Raw genomic sequence first — 21,809 nt, 5'->3', positions numbered from 1 at the left:
AGAGGACGCAAGGGCCATGCACGGAATCGACCGCAGACAGTTCGCTCTCGGCCTCGCGGCGCTTGCGCCGGCGACGCTGGCGATGCCGCGCAGCGTCCGTGCGGCGGGGCGGGCGCGCGTCGTCGTCATCGGAGGCGGACCGGGCGGTGCGACGGTCGCCGTGACCTTGAAGCGGACCGCCCCCGATCTCGACGTGACCCTGGTCGAGCCCAAGCGGCACTATACCTCCTGCTTCTATTCCAACCATTTCATCGGCGGCTTTCTGCCCTTGAGCCGCATCACCAACACCTACGCGGGCCTCGTCGCGCTCGGCATCGGCGTGGTCCACGAGCGCGCCGCCGCCATCGATGCGGAGAAGCGCGAGGTACGCCTCGGCGACGGGGCGAGCCTCGCCTACGACCGGCTGGTCGTGGCCCCCGGCATCGATTTCAAGTACGGAGCCATCGAAGGCTATGACGAGGACGCGCGCCATGCCATGCCGCACGCCTGGACGGGGGGACGCCAGTCGAAGCTGCTCCGCGATCGGATCGAGCACATGGAGGACGGCGGCCTCGTGGTCATCGCCGCGCCGAGGAACCCCTATCGCTGTCCCCCGGGCCCCTACGAACGCGCCTGCCTGATCGCCAACTACCTCAAGCGCGAGAAGCCGAAGAGCCGGCTGATCATTCTCGACGCCAAGATGGCCTTCTCCAAGCAGGCCGTGTTCGAGGAGGCGTTCGCGAGGTACTACAAGGACATCATCGAGCTGCGTCTCACCAACGACATCGACGACATGAGCGTCGTGCGCGTCGACCCGAGGACGGGCGAGGTGGCAACCCGGTCGGGCGAGACCTTCAAGGCCGCCGTCGCCAACATCATTCCCAATCAGACCGCCGGCAGGATCGCCCTCGAGGCCGGGCTCGCCGAGGGCGACTGGTGCCCGATCGAGCCCGAGACGTTCCGCTCGAAGAAGATCGACAACGTCTACGTCATCGGCGATGCGGCGGTCGCCGAGGAGATGCCGAAGTCGGCGTTCTCCGCCCACAACCAGGCGCACGCCGTCGCGGGCCATGTGCTGGCGGATCTCACGGGGACCGCGCGGCCGGCTGCCGCCTATCGCAACACCTGCTGGTCGATGCTGGCGCCGGACGACAGCGTCAAGATCGGTGGCGACTACGCGCCGGGGGACGTCAAGGGCAAGCACGTGCTGGTGGCGAGCAACAGCTTCATTTCGCAGACGGGAGAGAGCGCCGCGGTGCGCAAGGAGAACTACGAGGAAAGCCTCGCCTGGTATCAGACGCTCACCGACGAGATGTTCGCCAAGTCCGCCGCGGCAACCGGCAAGCTCCCCGGTGCCGGCCGCGGCTGATGCGAAAGCGCGTGGAAATACAACGCGTGGCATCGGTCGGGCCTTGAAATGCGCGCTGCCCGCGCCGCCTCATGCGTTCGGTGAGCCCCCTCGCGCGTTCGGAGAGAAACGCTTTATAGTCTTCCCGTATCATCGGCCGCCGGACACGTTCCGGGGGATGCGGGTGTCGGGCGGGGTGTCTGCAACTCGTGATCCGGTAAAGGCTTTGCGCCTGGCAACGGCCGACCGGCATCTCCCGGTGGGCGCGCCGGGCACGTGCGGAGAGAATGATGGCGTTGATCCTGCTTCTGGTCGCCCTGATCGCCGTCGCGGTCGCGCTCGGCATGATGCGTGCTGCGGCCTGGCAGTGGGCGGTCGGCCTCGGTCTCGTGGTCCTCGCCTGGCAGTGCGGCATCTTCCACGGCGACATCCATGCCCCCCACATCGGGCTCATTGGTGGTCTGGTGTGGCTCGGCCTCGTCGCACTGGGGCTGCTGTCGCTCTCCGCCGTCCGCCGCCCGGCCCTGGTGAAGCCCGTCTTCAAGCTCGTCCGCAAGATCCTCCCCAAGGTGTCTGACACCGAGCAACAGGCCCTCGACGCCGGCACCGTGGGCTTCGATGCCGAGATCTTCTCGGGCAGCCCCGATTGGACCAAGCTGCGCGCCGTGCCGCCCATTACGCTGACGCCTGAGGAGCGCGCCTTCCTCGACGGTCCGACGGAAGAGCTGTGCCGGCGGATCGACCACTGGCAGATCCGGCATGCGGAACGCAGGATGCCCGACGAGATCTGGGATTTCGTCAAGGCGCACGGCTTCCTCGGCATGCTGATCTCGAAGGCCCATGGCGGCCTCGGCTTCTCCGCCCAGGCCCAGTCTCTGATCCTGGGCAAGATCGCCTCGCGCTCGCCGGACGTGGTGACCATCGTCATGGTTCCGAACTCGCTCGGCCCCGGCGAGCTGATCGAGAAGTACGGCACCGACGCGCAGAAGGCGCACTACCTGCCGCGCCTCGCGCGCGGCCTCGAGGTTCCGTGCTTCTCGCTGACAGGCCCCACCTCGGGCTCGGACGCGGCCACCATGCGCGATATCGGCATCGTCGCGAAGGGCGAGCACGAGGGCCGCGAGGTCACGGGCATCCGCCTCTCCTGGGACAAGCGCTACATCACGCTCGGCCCCGAGGCGACGTTGGTCGGCCTCGCCTTCCGGCTCTTCGATCCCGACGGGCTCCTTGGCGGCAAGGAGGACATCGGCATCACCGTCGCGCTCATTCCGGCGACCCATCCCGGCGTCAATATCGGCCGCCGCCACCTGCCGTCCGGCGCCGCATTCCCGAACGGGCCCAACTGGGGGACGGACGTGTTCATCCCCCTCGAGTGGGTGATCGGCGGCGAGCGCATGGTGGGGCAGGGCTGGCGCATGCTGATGGAATGCCTCGCGGCCGGCCGCGCCATCTCGCTGCCGTCCTCCGCCACGGCCGGCGCCAAGGCGATGCTGCGCGTTTCGACCGCCTACGCCCGCGTCCGCCGCCAGTTCGGTTTGCCGGTGGGGCGCATGGAGGGCGTCGAGGAGCCGCTGGCGCGCCTTGTCGAGACGGCCTACGTCAACGAGGCCGCGCGCGCGGTGACGGCGGCCATGGTCTCGCGCGGCGAGCGCCCGTCCGTCATCTCCGCTCTGATGAAGTATCAGACCACCGAGCGCCTGCGCCGCGCGGTCAACGACGCCTTCGACATCCACGGCGGGCGCGCCATCTGCGACGGGCCGTCGAACTATCTGCAGGGGGCTTATCAGCTCGTGCCCGTCGGCATCACGGTCGAGGGCGCCAACATCCTGACCCGCACGCTGATCACGTTCGCGCAAGGCGCGCTGCGCTCCCATCCCTACCTCTACAAGGAGGTGAAGGCGGCGCAGGACCCGGACGACGCGGCGGGGCTTTCTGCGTTCGACGAGGCGTTCGTCGGCCATGTCGTGTTCTCGGTCTCGAACGTCGCCGGCGCCGTGTTCCACAACCTCACGTTTGGCCTTTTCGCCGAAGTCCCGGACAGCCCGGGCGGGCTCGCGCCTCTCTATCGCCAGCTTTCGCGCGCGAGCCGCAACTTCGCGCTCGTGGCCGACCTCGCCGTGGCACTGCTCGGCGGCGGCCTCAAGGTGAAGCAGAAGCTGACCGGCCGCCTCGCCGACGCGCTGTCCGAGATCTACCTCACTGCCTGCGTGCTGAAGCGCTTCGAGGACGACGGCAAGCCCGAGGCGGATCGCGCCATCGTCGCCTTCGCCGCTCAGAACGGCCTCCACCGCTTCGAGGAGGCGTTGCGCGGCACCGTCGACAACTTCCCCAACCGCGCCGTGCGCGCCGCGCTCCGCGTGATCGTGTTCCCGTTCGGGCGTCACTACCCTCCCGCGCCAGACGCGCTCGGGTCCGAGATCGTGCGCGCCGTGCTCGTGCCCGGCGAGGTGCGCGACCGCCTCACCCGCGACATCTACGTGTCGGAGGATCCCGACGACCCGACCGGCGTGCTCGAAGTCGCGCTGAAGAAGGTCGTGCAGGCCGAGGAAGCGGAAAAGAAGCTCGAGCGCGCCGTCCGCGCCGGCACTGTGCGCCGCTACCACGGGCGCGACTGGATCGGGGAAGCGGCCGACGCGGGCTCGATCACCGAGAGCGAGGCGCAGCTCCTGCGCGAGGCCGAGGCATTGACCCAACGCGTCATCGCCGTCGATCATTTTGCGCCCGAGGAGCTGATGCCGCATTATCGCAAGGCCGCGCCGGCGGGCCCGGGCTATAACGCCCGCGGCCTGGACGGGGCCAACCCATCGTGAGCAAGTGAGGCGATACGCCATGTCGAGCGAGACCGAAGCCCGCGACCCCCTGGCGCCCGAGCCGGGTGCGCTCGCCTTCCGGGACTGGCATTTCTCCGTCGACCAGGAAGGCATCGGCTGGGCCGTCTTCGACCGCGAGGGTCAGAGCGCCAACGCGCTCGGCACGCGCCCACTCGAGGAATTGTCCGCCATCGTCGACCGGGCCGAGGAGGGCGCGCGTCACCGCACCATGTCGGGCCTCGTCATCCTCTCCGGCAAGGAGAAGGGGTTCATCGTCGGTGCCGACATCAACGAGTTCGACGGCTTCACGACAGAAGCCCAGGTCATCGACCGCCTGCGCCTCGTGCTCGCCCTGTTCGATCGCATCGAACGGCTCTCCATTCCCGTCGTCGCTGCCATCCACGGCGTCTGCGTCGGCGGCGGCCTCGAGCTGGCGCTGGCCTGCCACTACCGCATCGCCACGCGGGATCCGGCGACGCGCGTCGGCTTCCCCGAAGTCAAGCTCGGCATCTTCCCCGGCTGGCACGGCACCGCGCGCTCGATCCGCCAGGCCGGCCCCCTCGCCGCCATGCAGGCCATGCTGACCGGCCGCATGATCGGCGCCTCGCAGGCGCGCGCGATGGGCCTTCTCGACGAGCTCGTCGCGAGCCGCGGCGCGCTGCGCTGGGCGGCGCGCAAGGCCGTGCTGAAGAAGCGCAAGTCGAAGCCCGCGAGCCTCTCGAAATCGGTGCTCGCGCGCTGGCCCTTCCGCGCGCTGCTCGCCAAGAAGATGCGCGACGAGACCAGGAAGAAGGCCCGCGAGGCGCACTATCCGGCGCCGTTCCGCCTCATTGATCTCTTCGAGCTGCACGGCGGTGACTTCGAAGCCCTGAAGGCGGCCGAGACGCGCTATTTCGCGCCGCTGCTCGTTTCGGACCAGTCGCGCAACCTGCGCCGCGTCTTCAAGCTCTCCGAGCTCCTGAAGGCCCAGGCGCCGAAGGGCCTCGCGTGGAAGCCCATGCGCGTGCATGTCATCGGCGCCGGCACCATGGGAGCCGACATCGCCGGCTGGTGCGTTGCCTCCGGCATGGAGGTGACGCTGCAGGATCTCTCGCCCGAGGTCATCGAGAAGGGCATCAAGGCGCAGGGCAAGCTCTTTTCGAAGAAGTTCAAGACCAAGGCGCAGAAGGCCGCCGCCAAGGCGCGCCTCATCCCCGATCCGACGGGGCAGGGCGCATCCCATGCCGACGTCATCATCGAGGCCATCGTCGAGAGACTCGACATCAAGCAGAAGCTGTTCGCCGACCTCGAGGGCAGGATCAAGCCGGACGCCGTGCTCGCGACCAACACCTCGTCGCTCGAGATCGAGGCCATCGCCGCCCCGCTCAAGGACCCGGGCCGCCTGATCGGCATCCACTTCTTCAACCCCGTGGCGCTGATGCCGCTGGTGGAGGTCGTCCGCGGCGCCCAGAGCCGCGAGGAGGAGGTGAAGAAGGGCGCGGCCTTCATCACCGCCATCGGCAAGTACCCGCTCGTCGCCAAGAGCGTCCCGGGCTTCCTCGTCAACCGCATCCTCGCCCCGTACATGATGGCGGCCATGGCGCGCATGGAGAAGGGCGAGGAGAAGGAGAAGATCGACGAGGCCGCGCGCACCTTCGGCATGCCGATGGGCCCCATCGAGCTGGCCGACGCCGTGGGCCTCGATGTCTGCGCCCACGTCGGTCGCATCCTCGGGCTCTCGCCCGAAGGCTCCCATCTCCAGCGCCTCGTGGAGCAGGGCAAGCTCGGCAAGAAAACGGGTGAAGGCTTTTATGTCTGGAAGGACGGCAAGCCCGAGAAAGCCGAGAAGTCATATACTCCGGAAGAGCTCGAGCGCTTCGGCCGCGAGCTGGTCGATCCGATCATCGTCGAATCCGAGCGGGCGCTTGCCGACGGCGTCGTTGCGAACGCCGATCTCGTTGATGCGGGCGTGATCTTCGGCACCGGCTTCGCGCCGTTCCGCGGCGGGCCGTTGCACCTCAGGGCGAGCGAGCGGAACGGGGACGCGGCGCTGGCGGCCGAGTAGTTGGACATGCGCTCCCGATGCGGGAGCAAGAGGAGACGCGAATGGCTGAGACATTGCGGCGGGTCGGCATCGTGGGGGGCGTGCGCACGCCGTTCTGCCGCTCGAACACCTTCTACGCCGACCTCTCCAACCTCGACCTCATGACGGCCGCGCTGAACGGTCTAGTCGAGAGGTACGGCCTCCAGGGCGTGCACATCGACGAGGTCGTCGGCGGCGCCGTGGTCAGCCACTCGAAGGACTGGAACCTCGCGCGCGAAGCCGTGCTGGGCACCCGGCTCGCCCCCTCGACGCCCGGCATCACCATGCAGCAGGCGTGCGGCACGAGCCTGCAGGCGGCCGCCGCCATCGGCGCCAAGATCGCCGCGGGCGAGATCGAGTGCGGCATCGCGGCAGGCTCCGACACGACCTCCGACGCGCCGATCGTGTTCAGCAAGAAATTCTCAACCCGCCTCATCCAGGTCCAGCAGCAGAAGACGGCCATGGACAAGCTGCGCGTGTTCAAGGGGCTGAGCCCGCGCGAGCTCGCGCCCCAGCCGCCGAACGTTGCCGAGCCGCGCACCGGCCTCACCATGGGCCAGCACTGCGAGCTGATGGCGCGCGAGTGGAAGATCCCGCGCGAGGCGCAGGACCGCTTCGCCTTCGAGAGCCACAGGAAGGGCGCCGAGGCGTACCGCTCGGGCTACATGGACGATCTCATCGTGCCGACCGCCGGCGTCTTCCGCGACAACAACCTGCGCGAGGACATCAGCCTCGACAAGCTTGCGACGCTGAAGACGGCCTTCGACAAGTCCGACAAGGGCACGCTGACGGCCGCCAACTCGACGCCGATGACGGACGGCGCCGCCTGCGTGCTGCTCGCGAGCGAGACGTGGGCGGCCGAGCGCGGGCTTGCGATCCAGTCGTTCCTGACCCACACGCAGACCTCCGCCAACGATTTCGTCGCCGGCGAAGGGCTCCTGATGGCGCCGACCATCGCCGTCTCGAGGCTCCTCGACCGCGCGCATCTCACGCTGCAGGATTTCGACTTCTACGAGATCCACGAGGCGTTCGCCGCCCAGGTGCTGGCGACGCTCAGGGCGTGGGAGGATCCCGAGTATTGCCGCACCCGTCTCGGCAGGGACCACGCGCTCGGAGCGATCGACCGGACGAAGCTCAACGTGAAGGGCTCGTCGCTCGCCTTCGGCCATCCGTTCGCGGCGACCGGCGCGCGCGTGCTCGCCAACCTCTCGAAACTCATCGCCGGGACCGGCGACCGCGGCCTGATCTCGATCTGCACCGCGGGAGGCATGGGCGTCGCCGCCATTCTCGAGGGCGCAGCGCGCGCCGAGGCCCGCGCGGCGGCCTAGACCAAAAGGACGTGCACCTGAGGCTGCGTCACCGCGGCACGCCTTGGCGGCGCCGGATTGCCGATCGATGCTCCGTTACGGCGGCTCATCCCGCCGGGCGCACAGCCTGACGTGGATCAGATGTCCATCGAGGGGAGCCGGCATGACGAACGACACGGGAATTTCGCGCAGAGGCGCCCTGGCCGGCTTGGCGGGCTCTGCGGCGCTTTTGGTCGGAGACAAGCCGGCGTCCGCCGCGAGCCCGCCGGCCACGGTGAACCCGGCCTCCGCCGCGGTCAATGTCTGCCGCATGACGCCGCGCATGGTGGAGGGCCCGTTCTATTTCGACCCCGACCTCGTGCGCGAGGACATCACCGAGGGCCGCGCGGGCGTTCCGTTGAAGATCGTATTGCAGGTCACGGACGGGGCGACCTGCCGCCCGATCGAAGGCGCGCGCGTCGACATCTGGCACTGCGACGCGACCGGCCAGTATTCCGGCTACGACCGCCAGGCCGACGACGGCAGCATATCGACCAAGGGCGAGAAGTTCCTGCGTGGCACCCAGATCACGGGTGCAACCGGCGAAGTGAAGTTCGCCACCATCTACCCCGGCTGGTATCGCGGCCGCACCACGCACATTCACTTCAAGGTGCTGCTCGACGAGAAGGCGATGTTGACCGGGCAGATGTATTTCCCGGACGCGCTGTCGGAGTACATCTTCACCAACATCGCGCCCTACAACACGCGTCGCGCCAAACGCGACACGCTGAACAGCACCGATTGGATCGCGGGCGCCGACGGCGACCACATCTCGTTCGCGAGCGTGCGCGAGGAGGCCGACGCCTATGTCGCGACTCTGATCATCGGCGTCGATAGCTCGGCCGGCCCCGAGCCCGCCGGCTTCGGCCGCCCGCCGGGACCGCCACCGGGCGGAGCAGGCGGCCCGCCCTCCGGAGGTCCCCCGCCAGACGCGGGTGGTGGTCCTCCTCCTCCCGGCCCGCCGCCCGGCATGGAAGGTGGCCCGACACGGCAGCGCGGCACGGGCTCGATCGTTCCCGGCAGCAAGACCTGACCTCGGTGCTCCCATCATCCCGAGCGCCGCGTCGTGTTCGAAGTACGTCTTGCCGGGATGACATGGCGCGAGGAGCGGGGACAGGTCAGCTCCCGCGCTTCTTCTGCATCTCCTCGGCCTTGAGCTCTTTCTTGGAGAGCTTGCCGATCATGGTCTTGGGCAGCTTGTCGCGGAACTCGATCTCGGCGGGCATTTCGAGCTTTGAGATCTTCGTCTCTAGATGCGCCAGGAGCGCCTCGCGGGTCGCCGCCGCGCCCTCCCTGAGCTTGACGAACGCCTTCGGCGCCTCGCCGCGGTACTTGTCGGCAATGCCGATCACGATCACCTCCTCGACCGCCGCATGCTCGTAGAGCGCCTCCTCGATCCGCCGCGGATACACATTGTAGCCGGAGCAGATGATGAGGTCCTTGATACGGTCGACGATGTAGAAGTAGCCGTCGTCGTCCATGACGCCGACGTCGCCGGTGCGCAGGTAGGGCCCCGCGAACTGGGCCGCGGTCTCGGCCAGCTTGTTCCAGTAGCCCGTCATCACCTGCGGCCCCGCGATGCAGATCTCGCCCCGCTCGCCGTGCGCCACCTCGCTGAGGGGGTCGGTGAGGTCGCGCAGCGACAGGATGGTGCCCGGCAGCGGCAGCCCGATGGAGCCACGCCGGGGCGGCGCATTGAGCGGATTGCAGGTCGCGACGGGCGACGCCTCGGAAAGCCCGTAGCCCTCGACGAGCGAGCACCCCGTGGCGGCATCGAAGCGCTCCTTGACCTCGATCGGCAGCGCCGCCCCGCCCGACAGGCAGAACTTGAGGGAGGTGAGGTCGTAGGACTTGATCTGCGGGTGGTTGAGCATGGCGTTGAAGAGCGTGGGCACGCCCGCGAGCACCGTCAGGCGGTGCTTGGAGATGATCTCGAGCGCGTCGCCCAGCACGAAACGCGGCAGGAGATGCAGCTCGGCCGCGTATTTCACGCCGAGGTTCATGACCACCGTCATCGCGAACACGTGGAAGAAGGGCAGGGCGGCGAGCGACCGCTCCTTGCCGTAGGCGAGATCCGGCGCCCAGGCGGCGATCTGCTGCACGTTGATGGCGACGTTCGCGTGCGTCAGCATCGCGCCCTTGGGCGTGCCCGTCGTGCCGCCCGTGTACTGCAGTACCGCGACGTCGGCTTCGGGATCGATGGCGACGGGCTCGAACAGGGCCGGATCGGCCGCGGCCTCGCTTTCGAGGCGAATGCGGTCGCGGACGGGCGAGGTGCGCGGGCGGGCGAGCTCCTTCGATTTGAAGAGCTTGAACAGCACCGCCTTGGCAGCCGGTAGAAGATTGGGGAACGAGCAGACGACGGCGCCCTTGAGCACCTTGTCGGCGAGCAGGCGCTCGACCTTGTCGAAGAGCACCTTGAGATCGAGCGTCACCATCAGCTCGGTCTCGCTGTCCTTCACCTGGAAGCTGAGCTCATCGGGAGAATAAAGGGGGTTATAATTAACGACCACGCCGCCCGCTTTGAGGATGGCGAAGTAGTAAACGATGAAGGTTGGGGTATTGGGAAGAAGAAGCCCAACCTTCGTACCCTTGACGACGCCGAGTTGCTGCAGGCCCGCCGCAGCCTGGTCGACCAGCGCCCCGATCTCACCGTAGGTGAGCGTGCGCCCGAGGAAGGTCGTGCAGGGGCGGTCGCCGCTGCGCGCGACCGCGTCGTCGATGAGGTCGAAAAGCGGCGCGGCCTCGAACGGCATGTGCCAGTCGACGCCCGCAGGATAGCTCTTGATCCAGGCGTAGTCCGTGCCCGTACGGTCGGAGCCCTGCGCCCCCCCGGTTTTCGCCATCAAAGGACCTCCCCCGCGCGTTTTCCCGGACGGCCGGACCCGGAGCGCGCGCCACGCGTCCGAGTGCCGCGCAAGTCCGCCGCCGGCCTCGCGATTCTCGGGACGAGCATCATCCGTCGCTCGAGCGTGACACTCAACGCCGCGCCTACCGCTGAACCTTGTCATTCAACACGTTTTTGAGCCTTTCGCCTAGTCTGCGCCCTGGAGGCGGCGCATTGAAAGGCGGTGCCCCATGGAACTTCGCGGCGCCGTGGGATCTGACAGAAAGGGCCTTGTGCCGCAGAGCCGCAGGGACCGGAAATCCCGTCGGCTGGACTTCAGGCTGGTTTAAGGATATGTGACGCCCAAGCTTGTGATCATTGCGGCCCTGCACTACTTAGGTTGCTCATTACTTAAGTTTGACGGTAGCGGGGTCCCTGCAAGTCGCGTGGGCAGGGTTTGGAGAGCGAGATGGACGAAGTCGCAACCAAAATCATCGACATTCTCAAGAAGCATATGAAAGAGCCGAGGGACGACATCTCTCTGTCGACCGCTCTGACGGACCTCAAGATCGAGTCGCTTGATCTTGCGATGATTGTGTTCGACATCGAGGATACCTTCGGCATCGAGATCCCCTACAACGCGAACGAGGATGTCGGCGACTTCAAAACTGTCGGATCCGTCGTCGACAAGGTCAAGGGCCTGATGGCCGCCGGGCCGGCTGCCGCGAAGGCATAAATCCCTAATTGTGCGCGCTTGCTTGGCGCTCTTGAGACGTGGCTCCTTCCCTGTGACCTCCATGATCCAGATGGGGGCCGCCACGCTATGAATATTCGGCTGGGCGATCATTCGAGATCCTTGGCCCAGTTGTAAGGACAGACCGGCGCAAATGAAAAACGGCAGCGGCACACGTCGAGTGGTCGTCACAGGGCTCGGCGTGGTCACGCCGATCGGCCTCAATGTGGGCGACTTCTGGGAAAGCCTGAAGCAGGGCAAATCCGGCGTCTCGGAGCTCGGCGGCTTTCCCCTCGACGATCTCAAGATTCTGATCGCGGCTCAGATCAAGGATTTTGATCCGAAGGTTCAGCTCAAGAACTACAAGCGCGATAAGATCATCATGCACGCGGACCGCTATTCGTGGTTCGCCGCTGCGGCCGCCGAGCAGGCCGTCGCGCAGTCGGGCCTCGAGTTTCCGCTCGAGAACCCCTATCGGTCCGCCTGCATCATCGGATCGGGGGCTGGCGGTCTCACGACCTTCGAGAATGCCTATCGCGACCTTTTCATCCATAACAAGCGCGCGACGAATCCGCTGACGCTGCTCCGCATCATCGGCTCGTCCGCATCGGCGCATGTCGGTATCGAGTATGGCGTCAAGGGACCGACCTTCGCCACCTGCTCGGCCTGCTCGACGGCGTCGCACGCCATCGGCATCGCGCGCGACTACATCCAGAACGATCTCGCCGACGTGGCCATCGCCGGGGCGTCCGAGAGCGTCATCAACTACGGCACGATGAAGGCCTGGCAGGCGCTCCATGTGCTCTCGCCGCAGGGCTGCTATCCCTTCTCAAAGCGGCGCAACGGCACCGTGCTCGGCGAGGGTGCCGGCATTCTGGTGCTCGAAGAGCTCGAGCACGCCAAGCGGCGCGGAGCCACCATCCTGGCCGAGCTCGTCGGCTATGGCATGGCGTCCGACAGCCAGGACATGGTGAAGCCGACCGTCGAGGGCCCGGCCTATGCCATGCAGATGGCGCTCGACGACGCGGGCATCGAAGCCTCCGCCATCGACTATCTCAACGCCCACGGGACGGCGACCAAGGACAACGACATCAACGAGACCAAGGCCATCAAGGAGGTGTTCAAGAACGCCGCCTCGAAGCTCGCCGTCTCGTCGACCAAGTCCATGACCGGCCATCCGCTCGGAGCCGGCGGCGGCATCGAGGCAGTCGTCACCATCAAGGCCATGCAGGAAAGCTGGGTGCCGCCGACCATCGGCCTCGACGAGGTCGATCCCGAGTGCGACCTGGACTATGTGCCGAACGTCGGGCGCTCCATGAAGGTGAGCTACGCGATGTCGAACTCGTTCGCCTTCGGCGGCCTCAACGCCGTGGTCGTGTTCGGCCCACCGCCGGCCTGACACGCTTTTTCGAAGAGACCCACGTCAGCGATCAGCCGGCTCCGCCACAGGAGCCGGCTTTTGCATGCAAGACGGCATCCACGCATGTCACGCCGCAGAACCCTCGTGGGGCAGCGCAACGTCGCATCGGCCTCAGGTACCGGGCATCGGCAGATAGCCGGGAAGCGACTTGATTCGTGCGACCCAGCGGCCGATGTGAGCGTAGGGCGAGAGGTCGATGCCGCCTTCGCTCGCGAGCGCGACGTAGGGGTAGACCGCACAGTCCGCAATTGTGGGACGCGACACCGCGAGCCAGTCATGGGTCGCGAGATGCGCGTCCAGAAGCCCGAGGATGCGGCCCGCCCGGCGCAACGCATCCGGCTTGTCGATCGTATAGCCGAACTTGTCCACGAGGCGCGCCGCGCCGGGCCCGTGCTGGATCTCGTTGGCGGCCGTCGAGAGCCACTGCACGATTTCGGCCTGCAATGCCGGCTCCGTCGGCCACCACGACGCCCCGCCATAGCGGCCGGCCAGATAGACGAGGATCGCCTGGGAATCGCGAAGCACGCGGTCGCCGTCGACCAGAATGGGGAGTTCGCCCCAGGGATTGAGATCCGTCAGCGGCGGACGCTTGTGCGCGCCTCCGAGGAAATCGACAGGTACGATGTCGAGCGGAATCTGCGCGAGCGCGGCGAGCAACCGGACTTTGTAGCAGTTGCCCGACAGCTCGAGGTCATAGAGTTTCATGCGTCTGCCTCCCTGGTGTCTTGAACGAGTTGATTGAATTCGAGGACATTGCCGTCGGGGTCCCGGATGAAGAGCGCGATCCGGCGCGGACCGATCCGGTGCGGCCCTTCCGTGATGCGGATGCCCTCCTGAACGAGCCAGTCTTCGAGTGCGGCAAGGTCATCCACGATGAACGCCGGGTGTGTGACGCCAGGCAGCTTGATCGGCTCGTCGAGCAGAACATTGCGGGCATCGGGCCGTGTGGTGGCGTTGAAGATGAGATTGATGCGCACCCCGGCGGCGCTCACCATCTCGTTGGCTTCGTAGTCGGGAAAAACCACGCTCTCGGCGAAGCCCAGGCGCTCGTAGAACCGCAGCGCAAGGTCGCGGTTGCTCACGCGTATGCCGACGTGGTCGTAGGACATGATCCGGGCCGGATTGGCCGGGGCGGCCACGGGCGGGAAGGCGGGCGCATTCGGCTTTGGTGTCATTGCTCGCTCCGTGTGGTTCGGTGCACGACTATCCGCAGAGCCGCGCCCCCGGCCAAGGCATGCGGCCTGACAACACCTGTGCGTCGGACGCACAAATGGGAGAGCGACGAATGGACAAGCTCAAGGCCATGGCGACCTTCATGAGAATCGTCGACTCGGGAAGCCTCTCCGCCGCTGCCGAGGCAGTCGGCCAATCGCCGGCCTCGGTCGTGCGCGCGTTGTCGGCCCTGGAGCGGGAGCTCGGTGTGCGGCTTCTGAACCGCAGCACGCGGCGCCTGGCGCTGACGGACGAAGGCGAGGAGTATCTGGCACTGAGCCGCCGCATCCTCGCCGATGTCGAGGCGACCGAGCACGCCCTGGATGCGCGGCAAGGCGCACCGGCCGGGGCCTTGCGGATCACCGCGCCGGTGGAGTTCGGGCGCCTGCACATCGCGCCGCTGGTCAATCGCTATCTGGAGGAGCATCCCGCCATGCGGGCGGAACTGACCCTTCTGGACCGCATGGTCGATCTGCTGGAGGAAGGCCTCGACCTCGCATTCCGGATCGGGCGGCTTCCGGACTCGTCCCTAGTCGCAAAGCCGATCGGCAGAACGCGATACGTCATCTGCGCAAATCCCGAGCTGCTCCGGAGCATCGGACCCATTGCCCACCCGTCGGCGTTGACCGGAAAGCCGTGCATCGCGTTCACCCCGCAGGGACGCGTCTGGAAGTTCATCGACGGCGAGCGGACGCTCAGCATCGAGATCATGCCGCGCATGTCGACCAACCAGGTGCAGGCCGCGCGGTTGGCGTGCCTGCAGGGGCTCGGCCTGACGCGGCTGCTCCACTATCAGGTGGCCGACGATCTCGCCGCGGATCGCTTGGTCCGCGTTCTGACGGCGTTCGAGGAGCCTGCGCTTCCGATCCAGGTAATTTATCCGCATGCTCGCCTCGTATCGGCCCGGGTGCGGCGCTTCATCGACTGGATCACGCCGCAGTTGAACGCGGTGATCCCGGACGCCGCGTAGGGCTTCAAACGGCAGGAAATCTGCGTAGACCGCACGTCTGGCGCCGCTCGCCGCAGGGCGTCCGGTGCTCGCAACGCATTGCGGATTAACGGCAAATGCGCCGGTGACATACCCTCTTGAAGGATGGAGCATGAGGTGAGAAGGTACCTGCCGACGGCTGCCAGACGATCATCAATCCGCCGCGATCCCGGGCCTCTCGAGGCAACGGCATCGTGGCAGGTGTCGTGCCGTCCAGAAATGGTCTGGAGAGACTGTGGTGCGGCGCATACTCATCAGAGCTGGAAATGTGGTCATTCGGGCCCGGCTGTTGGCCACCCCGACGGCGGATCGCATCTGGGACGCGCTGCCGATCCGCGGGTCGGTCCAGACCTGGGGCAAGGAAGTCTATTTCCGCACCCCGATCTCTCACGATCTCGAGCCGGACGCGCGCGCCGTGGTGAGCAAGGGCGAGATCGCCTTCTGGCCCGACGGTGACGCCATCAGCATCGGGTTTGGCGCCACCGCGATCTCGAAGCGCGGCGAGATCCGCTTCACCAGCAAATGCAACGTCTGGGCCGTCGCGATCGACGACGTCGATCAGCTCAAGGGCGTTTACCCTGGAGAAGAGGTCTCCGTGGTCGAGGCTGACGATAACGGCCAGGACCTGGCCGTCGCGGCGCCCGGTTGCCGCCCGCGCCGCTCCCGCCGCCAGACTCTCCACGCCGACGACGGCGGCACGGTCGGATAGGTCAGACCGGGACCATTATCGCTTCAGCCCCTATCAGCCTGAAGTGTGACCCACCCGGCTCATCATCAAAGAAATAGGGCCGCCCGGCAGCAGCGGCCCTGATCCTTTTCGCACGTGTCTTTCCGAAACCTTCGCCCTACGCGCCCGCGTGTTTCCGCCCTATTTGGAGGCGATCTGGCGCTGAACCTTGGACTTCGGCACCTCGCCGGCGGCGACGAGGGCGTTGATGCAGCGCGAGGAGAGGTTGGCGCCGACGGCGCGCATGCACTTGCGGACGCCGGGGCTGTCGGGATCGTGCTGGCTGCAGTGAGCGTAGTAGTCGGAGGCGCAGGCCATCTTGACGGCGAGGCTGACGGCGCCGGCCTGGGTGGAGAGGGTGGCGGCGCTGAGGGCTGCGGCAGCGGCGAGGATGGTGCGGATCTTGGTCATGGCTCTCTCCATCTGGGGCGGAGGCGTCCTGGGCTCGGGCGCCGTGGGCTGATGGAGGCAATGTGCGCCGGATCCCGCCCGGCGGCTGTTCCGGTGGGAACGCCAGGAAAAAAAAGCCGGAAATGGAGTTTGCAGGCCGCAATAAAGAAGGGTGATGCAACCCGTGTAGGGCCGCGGTGCGCCTATTCCGCCCGGACGAGGGTCGGGAGGCGGGTCTTGAGGTCCTCGAGCTCCGCGGGATCGAGCTTGAAGAACATGTTTTTCGCGACGCGGCGCTTGAGGCTCTCGTCGAGCTCGCGCGAGAGCAACACGACCGGAACGTCCCCGGGCGGATAGAATTGCGCCGGTCCGGCGACCTTGAAGTCGAGCACATGCTGGTAGAAGGCCCGCCACTTGGTCTGCGTGGCGACGAGCAGATGCTTTGCATCGAGCGCGAGGCAGGCCGAAATGCCGGCCCGGATGGTGGCGGCGTAGAGCCGGGCGCGATAGCGCGTGCTGGTAATCTCGGGATCGATCGCGAGGCGCGAAAGCTCGACCATGAGCCCCTGCGCATTCGCCTTCAGCGCCGGCACCTCGGGGTAGACCTTCTCGCAGGGCAGGACGGGCGCCTTGGCCCCCGGCGCGTAAAAAGAGAGCCGCAGCGTCGCGATGCACGCGCCGCGCCGGAAAAGGCCCGCGATGAGCGTCGTCGGCAGGTCGTCGTAGGCGTCGGTATAGATGCCGAAAGGCGACGGCTCGATGAGGCCCGCATGCACGTAACCGCGGTAGCGGAGCGCGAAAGCCTCCCTGCGGTTGTCCTGGGCCGAGTACCAGACGGTACGTAAGATGGAATCAGTTTGATCCGCTTCGAGAGAGGCGGGCTCTATTTTGGCCTGAGCTGTCAAGCAAATGCCCCTCTGAAAAGCGAGCGAATCGCAGCTGAAAACCGACTACCACGAACGCCGCCTGAAATAAATGAGTTCTCACAACCGGCAAGGAGCTTTGATTGAGACCGAATGTCACGGAACGGTCAAGCCGGGGAGCCGGAGGAGGTCCCAGACGCGGGGACGAACCGAGACCTCCTCCTCAATGGCCGAGACAACGGTTTGAGGGCAGATTGTCCCGGCGGCCACGAGGGTGACTGCGGTTTACCTAACGAAGCCTGAAGAGAAAAAATATCGCCGCACCCGCGGAATAACAGTGCGCGTTGAACGTTTTTATTCCCCTTGCCCTTCCGACGTTGCCGAAAAATCCGCGAGCGACCGCAGCAGGTTACGGCGTAGCGCGTCCGGCGGATAGCCGTGCAGGCTCTGCCCATAGGCAAGCCGGAGCCAGTGGCGCGCATCGCGAAGCCGGCAGACGGCGACGGGCGCCACGACGGCCCGCTCCATGGCATCGCATTCCGCAAGCGCGACGCGCAACGCATGCGCGTTCGGGCCGATCGCCGTCGCCGCAACGCGATCGCGCAGGGCCTCGCAGCGAAGCAGGAGGGTATCGGAAAGGCGCGTTTCGAGCATGGGAGGGCCTCCGCGTGCAAGAGCTGCGTCGTTCTGCAGCGTAGCGCGAATTGCGGACGAATTCTTGCGCTGGTTTCGCGCGTCCACAGCGAAACAGGGCCCCGCCTCTCGCGATCGCCTCCTAATCGCGCTTACAAAAGCGTAAGGCCGCGCACAAGCCGCCGTAAACATCGGCTGCTAGCCTCACCTCCTCACGAGAAATGGAGGAAACCCAATGACCAAATCGGTGAGCCTTGCCGTCATCGCTGGCGTTCTGATCGCGGGTATGGCGCCGGCCATGGCCGCCGACCAGGCTGCGCCCACCACCAAGGCCGCGTGTAAGAAGCTTTCGGACATGAAGTGGGATTCGACGACCAAGACGTGCGTGAAGAAATAACGCTTCGGCTGGAGAGGCCGGTGCGCCTGAGCCTCGTGCGGAGGGGAGCGCTGGGTGCGGTCGTTTGCGGTCTCTCCTCCGTTGCCCTCGGCGCCGGGCCGCCCTCGCAGGAGCGCGATACATGCGCACTGGCGACCCGGGATCTCCGCGGCCAGATCGAGGCGATGAAAGTCCTGAAGGCGAAGGCGCCGTCGCTCGCCTTCGACGAGCCGTCCAGGATGCGCAAGGGGCCGGAGCGTCCGGAAACGCTCCTCGCCCGTGCGCGCGCACAGGCCGATGCCCTGAACGCGATGCTGCCCGGCATGGGGTGCGCGAGCCTCGACATCGACCGGGAGCTGGCGCAACCGCTGAACGCGGCGCTGCTGCCGTCTGTGCCGGCCGGAGGTCGAAAGCATTCACGTCGCTAGGCCGGCGGCACGCCCCTCACACGCAGGCCGGGGTAGCGGGCCAGCCTGTGGGTGCGCCGATGTTGCGTCCCGTCCGGCGAAAGAGTATCCACGCTGGCGCGCGCCCCCGCGAGGTTCTAGCCCCGAAAAAAGCCATAAAAAATCGGCCAGAGAAACCTGAGCCGCGATCGCGTCGGACCTCAGGGTCCGACGTGTGGCTCATCGGCCGGAGCGTTGGAGCGTGCCCGACGGGCGTGCCCCTGCCGCCCAATTGAAACGACCGCGCTGAGGCGCAACGCGTCGCACGCAGGCGCAACGCCAATGGTGAACATGCAGCCCCCTCCGAAACGTCGAATTTTTGGCACGCTTCTCCGTTGGCTCGGAAGGGGCCTGCGCGCGCTCGTCCTGGCGCTCGTCGTCACATGGGGCACGCTTGCCATCTACTTTTCGAATCTGCCGTGGCCGTACCTGCGCCTCGCCGCCGCGGCGGCGTTTGCCGCATTCGCGGTCTGGGCGCTTTGGATCTCGTCCAACCGCTACATGCCGCGGGCTTTCGCCGGCGTCTTTCTGGCCGTCGTGACGTGGTGGATCCTGATCCCGCCCTCTCACGACCGCAACTGGCGCCCGGAGGTCGCGGTGATGCCGCGGGCCTACATTGATGGAGACCGCGTGCGCTTCACGGGCGTGCGCGACTTCGACTACCGCAGCCGCCACGATTTCACGGTGCGCTACGTGGAGCGGGAGGTCGACCTGTCGCACCTGATCGGCGTCGACTTCTACGTGTCCTACTGGTCCGAAGGCCCGGTGGGGCACACGTTTGTGAGCTTCGTCTTCGACAACGCGCCGCCCTTGGCCATGTCCATCGAGACGCGACCCGAGGTCGGCGAGAGCTTCGCCCCGGTGTCATCGCTGTTCAAGCAGTTCGAGTTGATCTATGTCGTCGGCGAGGAGCGCGACGTGGTCGGCGTGCGAACCAACCATCGCGGGGAAACGACCTACCTCTATCGGCTCAACACGTCCCCCGCCAACGCACGGCGGCTCTTCGAGATCTACGTGCAACGGATCAACGAGCTCGCGGACAAGCCGGAGTTCTATCACCTGCTGAGCAATAGCTGCACGATCAACATCATTCGCTATGCGAACGCCGCCGGACGCACCGGCCGCTTCGACATCCGCCATCTGCTGAACGGCTTCTTCGACAGCTATCTCTTTCACTCGGGGCGTATCGACACGACGCTGTCGTTCGAGGAGTTGCGCAGCAGATCGCTCATCAATCCGGCCGCCCGGCAAGCCGGCGAGGGCCCCGATTTCTCCGAGCGTATTCGTGCACTCTTGCCGACGAGGCTGCGCGTGACGGCCAATCCCGCGCCAGCCGCCCCGGCCGATGCGACCGAGCCGGTGAAACCGATGAGCAACGCCCAGGATCAATGAGGCCCGCGGCGATCGTGATTTGACCAGGGCCGGTCGCATACAGCGACGCGAAGGCGCGCCGCTCCTCGCGCCCTTCTTGACCGCGTCAGGTAATAGTGGCGCTGCAGCATCGCGTTATCCCGTCCGCTCAATACGTTGGGGATATCTTCGAAAAGGGCTTATCGCTACGCGATGGACTGGGATACGCACCTAAAAGTGCGTTTCTGGGCGGGGCAGGAATGGCAGGCGGGCTAGCATACCGGGCCGATATTGATGGCCTCCGGTGCGTTTCGGTATTAGCTGTTTTTGCATATCATTACGGCTCGCGGAAATTTTCCGGCGGCTTCGTCGGGGTGGATGTATTCTTCGTCATTTCCGGATTTGTCATCACGTCACAACTATATCGTGAACTGGAAGGCGGATCATTTTCGCTGTTGTCGTTTTACGATCGGCGAATTCGCAGAATCCTGCCGGCGACACTCGTTGTCATTCTCGCAACGGTATTCGCGGGGCTTTTTTTATTGCCGCCTATAGATTACGTTCGTCTGGGGTATAGCGCCCTGTCGGCGGCGATCGGAACGTCGAATTTCTATTTCTACGATCAAGCAGGATATTTCGGACCTGCGCAAAGATCGCTTCCGCTTCTTAACACCTGGTCACTTGGTGTGGAGGAACAATTCTATCTTATCTGGCCGCTGCTGCTTGTCCTCATTGCGAAGGCATCGAGGCTGTCAAAGCACGCCATAAGCAGTGTTCTCGTGGCGATCATAATCTGCAGCTTTGCCGCGTCAGTCTCCATTGTGCGCGCCGATCAACCCCAAGCATTCTACATGCTCTATACGCGCGCTTGGGAGCTTGCTCTCGGTGCCGTGCTTGTCTTCCTTCCCGCAATAACTTCGCGCCTTTGCGCCGAAGTTCTTGCAGCTGTTGGCGTGGCGCTGATCGCCTATTCTATCTTTTCGCTTTCAGGAAATTCACTATTCCCGGGAGTCAACGCGCTTTGGCCGTGTGTCGGTGCAGCATTGATCGTTATGCCGAAGCAACACGAGACGTTGGTCGCGCGAGTTCTTTCCTTGTCGCCAATGGTCTTCATCGGTGCGATCTCGTTTTCGCTCTATCTGTGGCACTGGCCAGTCTATGTCCTCTATTCATTTTATGATCTGCGGAGCAGTTTTCCGCCGGCAACTACCTTAGCGCTGGTCGCGTTATCGTTCGCTTTCGCCATTCTCTCGTATTATTTTATAGAGCAGCCTATTCGGCGGCTGCGGCCACGACGGGCATGGACGTTAGCGTGTGGTGCCACTGCCAGCGCAACCCTATGCGGCCTTGGCGCTACGATCGTCGCAGCCGAAGGTTATCCTACAAGATTTTCTCCCGCGAGCCTCAAGTACTATGCATACGCTCGGTCAGGAATTTCCGAGTCGGGATATGAATCTTGCTTTCTCACCTCGCAAAGGGATGACGTCAACGTTTTCAATGCCGAGCAGTGTATCCAAATATCTTCGACGAAACCCAACGTCCTGATTATCGGAGATAGCCATGCGGCGCAGTTTGCTCGCGCGTTGCGGCAAGAATTCCCAGACATCAGCTTTTCACAAGTGACGGCGTCTGGCTGCATGCCGGCACTTCCGTTGCGAGGTGCACCACGATGCACTCTTTTGATGGAGCGCGTTGTCAATGAGATCACGGTGAAGAATACGTTCGACGATATTGTGATCTCGGGGCGGTGGAAAAAAGACGCAGTTTGGAAATTAACTGCGATGGTGCATGCGCTTTCCAATAGGGCGCGCCACATTACGGTTCTAGGCCCCAACGTAGAATATTCTGCGCCGCTGCCGCTGCTGCTCGGTAAATCTATCGACCTGGCTGATGCGGACATCATCATCGATCGCGCGTCGAATGCTAACGCGATCAAGATTGAGTCGACGAAGGTTCAGAGGAATCTAATCGGAACCAGCGCGCAGTTCTTATCGGTCGTCGACGCCCAATGCGCAGGCGATGGCTGCAAGACCGTGACCTCTGACGGTGCTCCAATGCTGTCCGACGACAACCACTTCTCGTTCGAGGGAGCGACGGAAATTTTGCGATCCCTGAAAAAGCGCGGACTGTTTTCGTGGCGAACGCAGGCGCTTCAGGAAGCCAGTTCAAACGAGCCTCAGTCCTGGCAATAAGGGCTTTTCTGTCGATCGACGAAGTCGGCACAAATATCAAAGCACGAACGGTGGTGATGTGACCCCCGCAATTTAGTCCAGACGGCGCTAGAATCCGGCCCCTAGAG

19 protein-coding genes are annotated in these 21,809 nt (G+C 65.4%); 13 read left to right on the top strand and 6 right to left on the bottom strand.

Translation table 11 applies throughout. From position 1 onward, the window contains the following. The first annotated feature begins 16 nt into the window (after nucleotides 1–16). The 5 genes from V7082_RS12570 to V7082_RS12550 all read left to right on the top strand — a co-directional run bounded on the left by V7082_RS12570 (nucleotide 17) and on the right by V7082_RS12550 (nucleotide 8,578). Entirely contained in the window at nucleotides 17–1,348 is a 1,332-nt protein-coding gene (locus tag V7082_RS12570) for an NAD(P)/FAD-dependent oxidoreductase (protein ID WP_334149022.1), read from the top strand. Nucleotides 1,349–1,617: 269 nt separating this feature from the next. After that, complete coding sequence (locus V7082_RS12565) at nucleotides 1,618–4,137, top strand: acyl-CoA dehydrogenase (RefSeq protein ID WP_334149020.1); 2,520 nt, start codon at nucleotides 1,618–1,620, stop codon at nucleotides 4,135–4,137. 19 nt (nucleotides 4,138–4,156) lie between these two features. Continuing rightward, nucleotides 4,157–6,181 carry a 3-hydroxyacyl-CoA dehydrogenase NAD-binding domain-containing protein gene (locus V7082_RS12560; RefSeq protein WP_334149018.1) on the top strand — a complete coding sequence of 675 codons (2,025 nt, stop codon included), beginning with the start codon at nucleotides 4,157–4,159 and terminating at the stop codon, nucleotides 6,179–6,181. Nucleotides 6,182–6,222: 41 nt separating this feature from the next. After that, on the top strand, nucleotides 6,223–7,527 hold the full coding sequence (locus tag V7082_RS12555; RefSeq protein WP_334149016.1) for an acetyl-CoA C-acetyltransferase: 1,305 nt from the start codon (nucleotides 6,223–6,225) through the stop codon (nucleotides 7,525–7,527). Nucleotides 7,528–7,669: 142 nt separating this feature from the next. Beyond that, nucleotides 7,670–8,578: an intradiol ring-cleavage dioxygenase gene (locus V7082_RS12550; RefSeq protein ID WP_334149014.1), complete on the top strand. Its 909-nt coding sequence runs from the start codon at nucleotides 7,670–7,672 to the stop codon at nucleotides 8,576–8,578. Between the two features lie 85 nt (nucleotides 8,579–8,663). Here the strand turns inward: V7082_RS12550 and V7082_RS12545 are convergent, their stop codons facing one another. Beyond that, nucleotides 8,664–10,391, bottom strand: coding sequence for a long-chain-fatty-acid--CoA ligase (locus V7082_RS12545; protein WP_334149012.1), 1,728 nt, complete (start codon nucleotides 10,389–10,391; stop codon nucleotides 8,664–8,666). Nucleotides 10,392–10,841: 450 nt separating this feature from the next. Here V7082_RS12545 and V7082_RS12540 point away from each other — a divergent pair, with 450 nt between their 5' ends. Next, a complete protein-coding gene (locus tag V7082_RS12540) occupies nucleotides 10,842–11,108 on the top strand; it encodes an acyl carrier protein (protein WP_295558270.1) in 267 nt (88 codons plus the stop codon). Nucleotides 11,109–11,259: 151 nt separating this feature from the next. Further along, the gene (locus V7082_RS12535) at nucleotides 11,260–12,504 is read left to right on the top strand and encodes a beta-ketoacyl-[acyl-carrier-protein] synthase family protein (RefSeq protein ID WP_334149010.1); all 1,245 of its coding nucleotides are present in this window, start codon (nucleotides 11,260–11,262) and stop codon (nucleotides 12,502–12,504) included. 132 nt (nucleotides 12,505–12,636) lie between these two features. Here the strand turns inward: V7082_RS12535 and V7082_RS12530 are convergent, their stop codons facing one another. Continuing rightward, complete coding sequence (locus tag V7082_RS12530; RefSeq protein WP_334149007.1) at nucleotides 12,637–13,230, bottom strand: glutathione S-transferase family protein; 594 nt, start codon at nucleotides 13,228–13,230, stop codon at nucleotides 12,637–12,639. Then, entirely contained in the window at nucleotides 13,227–13,700 is a 474-nt protein-coding gene (locus tag V7082_RS12525; protein WP_334149005.1) for a VOC family protein, read from the bottom strand. Before V7082_RS12525 ends, V7082_RS12530 begins: the two co-directional genes overlap by 4 nt. 110 nt (nucleotides 13,701–13,810) lie before the next feature. Here V7082_RS12525 and V7082_RS12520 point away from each other — a divergent pair, with 110 nt between their 5' ends. Both V7082_RS12520 and V7082_RS12515 read left to right on the top strand, forming a co-directional pair. Next, nucleotides 13,811–14,707, top strand: a complete 897-nt coding sequence (locus V7082_RS12520; protein ID WP_334149003.1) for a LysR family transcriptional regulator — start codon at nucleotides 13,811–13,813, stop codon at nucleotides 14,705–14,707. Between the two features lie 253 nt (nucleotides 14,708–14,960). Beyond that, nucleotides 14,961–15,434, top strand: a complete 474-nt coding sequence (locus tag V7082_RS12515; protein ID WP_442909788.1) for a cyclophilin-like family protein — start codon at nucleotides 14,961–14,963, stop codon at nucleotides 15,432–15,434. Between the two features lie 159 nt (nucleotides 15,435–15,593). Here the strand turns inward: V7082_RS12515 and V7082_RS12510 are convergent, their stop codons facing one another. The 3 genes from V7082_RS12510 to V7082_RS12500 form a co-directional block, all read right to left on the bottom strand. Continuing rightward, nucleotides 15,594–15,863, bottom strand: coding sequence for a hypothetical protein (locus tag V7082_RS12510; RefSeq protein WP_334149000.1), 270 nt, complete (start codon nucleotides 15,861–15,863; stop codon nucleotides 15,594–15,596). Nucleotides 15,864–16,045: 182 nt separating this feature from the next. Further along, complete coding sequence (locus tag V7082_RS12505; RefSeq protein WP_334148998.1) at nucleotides 16,046–16,747, bottom strand: N-acyl amino acid synthase FeeM domain-containing protein; 702 nt, start codon at nucleotides 16,745–16,747, stop codon at nucleotides 16,046–16,048. Nucleotides 16,748–17,059: 312 nt separating this feature from the next. Further along, nucleotides 17,060–17,359: a hypothetical protein gene (locus tag V7082_RS12500; protein ID WP_334148996.1), complete on the bottom strand. Its 300-nt coding sequence runs from the start codon at nucleotides 17,357–17,359 to the stop codon at nucleotides 17,060–17,062. Nucleotides 17,360–17,573: 214 nt separating this feature from the next. Here V7082_RS12500 and V7082_RS12495 point away from each other — a divergent pair, with 214 nt between their 5' ends. From V7082_RS12495 to V7082_RS12480, 4 genes are all read left to right on the top strand, one after another. Then, nucleotides 17,574–17,735 (top strand): hypothetical protein, encoded by a 162-nt coding sequence (locus V7082_RS12495; protein WP_334148994.1) that lies wholly within the window; start codon nucleotides 17,574–17,576, stop codon nucleotides 17,733–17,735. Next, entirely contained in the window at nucleotides 17,720–18,142 is a 423-nt protein-coding gene (locus V7082_RS12490) for a hypothetical protein (RefSeq protein WP_334148992.1), read from the top strand. Before V7082_RS12495 ends, V7082_RS12490 begins: the two co-directional genes overlap by 16 nt. A gap of 300 nt (nucleotides 18,143–18,442) precedes the next feature. Continuing rightward, nucleotides 18,443–19,552, top strand: a complete 1,110-nt coding sequence (locus tag V7082_RS12485; protein WP_334148990.1) for an Lnb N-terminal periplasmic domain-containing protein — start codon at nucleotides 18,443–18,445, stop codon at nucleotides 19,550–19,552. 95 nt (nucleotides 19,553–19,647) lie between these two features. Beyond that, nucleotides 19,648–21,702, top strand: a complete 2,055-nt coding sequence (locus tag V7082_RS12480; RefSeq protein WP_334148988.1) for an acyltransferase family protein — start codon at nucleotides 19,648–19,650, stop codon at nucleotides 21,700–21,702. Nucleotides 21,703–21,809: the final 107 nt, after the last annotated feature.

The sequence above is a fragment of the Hyphomicrobium sp. genome, assembly GCF_036833075.1.
GTDB lineage: Bacteria > Pseudomonadota > Alphaproteobacteria > Rhizobiales > Hyphomicrobiaceae > Hyphomicrobium_C.
The sequence above is the reverse complement of the archived record's forward strand: the minus strand, read 5'-3'. Positions and strand labels throughout refer to the sequence as shown.

What these genes read in the sequence shown, in the direction of transcription:
- V7082_RS12570 (WP_334149022.1), top strand. Translation starts at nt 17, where the DNA reads ATGCACGGAATCGACCGCAGACAGTTCGCTCTCGGCCTCGCGGCGCTT.
- V7082_RS12565 (WP_334149020.1), top strand. Translation starts at nt 1,618, where the DNA reads ATGGCGTTGATCCTGCTTCTGGTCGCCCTGATCGCCGTCGCGGTCGCG.
- V7082_RS12560 (WP_334149018.1), top strand. Translation starts at nt 4,157, where the DNA reads ATGTCGAGCGAGACCGAAGCCCGCGACCCCCTGGCGCCCGAGCCGGGT.
- V7082_RS12555 (WP_334149016.1), top strand. Translation starts at nt 6,223, where the DNA reads ATGGCTGAGACATTGCGGCGGGTCGGCATCGTGGGGGGCGTGCGCACG.
- V7082_RS12550 (WP_334149014.1), top strand. Translation starts at nt 7,670, where the DNA reads ATGACGAACGACACGGGAATTTCGCGCAGAGGCGCCCTGGCCGGCTTG.
- V7082_RS12545 (WP_334149012.1), bottom strand. Translation starts at nt 10,391, where the DNA reads ATGGCGAAAACCGGGGGGGCGCAGGGCTCCGACCGTACGGGCACGGAC.
- V7082_RS12540 (WP_295558270.1), top strand. Translation starts at nt 10,842, where the DNA reads ATGGACGAAGTCGCAACCAAAATCATCGACATTCTCAAGAAGCATATG.
- V7082_RS12535 (WP_334149010.1), top strand. Translation starts at nt 11,260, where the DNA reads ATGAAAAACGGCAGCGGCACACGTCGAGTGGTCGTCACAGGGCTCGGC.
- V7082_RS12530 (WP_334149007.1), bottom strand. Translation starts at nt 13,230, where the DNA reads ATGAAACTCTATGACCTCGAGCTGTCGGGCAACTGCTACAAAGTCCGG.
- V7082_RS12525 (WP_334149005.1), bottom strand. Translation starts at nt 13,700, where the DNA reads ATGACACCAAAGCCGAATGCGCCCGCCTTCCCGCCCGTGGCCGCCCCG.
- V7082_RS12520 (WP_334149003.1), top strand. Translation starts at nt 13,811, where the DNA reads ATGGACAAGCTCAAGGCCATGGCGACCTTCATGAGAATCGTCGACTCG.
- V7082_RS12510 (WP_334149000.1), bottom strand. Translation starts at nt 15,863, where the DNA reads ATGACCAAGATCCGCACCATCCTCGCCGCTGCCGCAGCCCTCAGCGCC.
- V7082_RS12500 (WP_334148996.1), bottom strand. Translation starts at nt 17,359, where the DNA reads ATGCTCGAAACGCGCCTTTCCGATACCCTCCTGCTTCGCTGCGAGGCC.
- V7082_RS12495 (WP_334148994.1), top strand. Translation starts at nt 17,574, where the DNA reads ATGACCAAATCGGTGAGCCTTGCCGTCATCGCTGGCGTTCTGATCGCG.
- V7082_RS12485 (WP_334148990.1), top strand. Translation starts at nt 18,443, where the DNA reads ATGGTGAACATGCAGCCCCCTCCGAAACGTCGAATTTTTGGCACGCTT.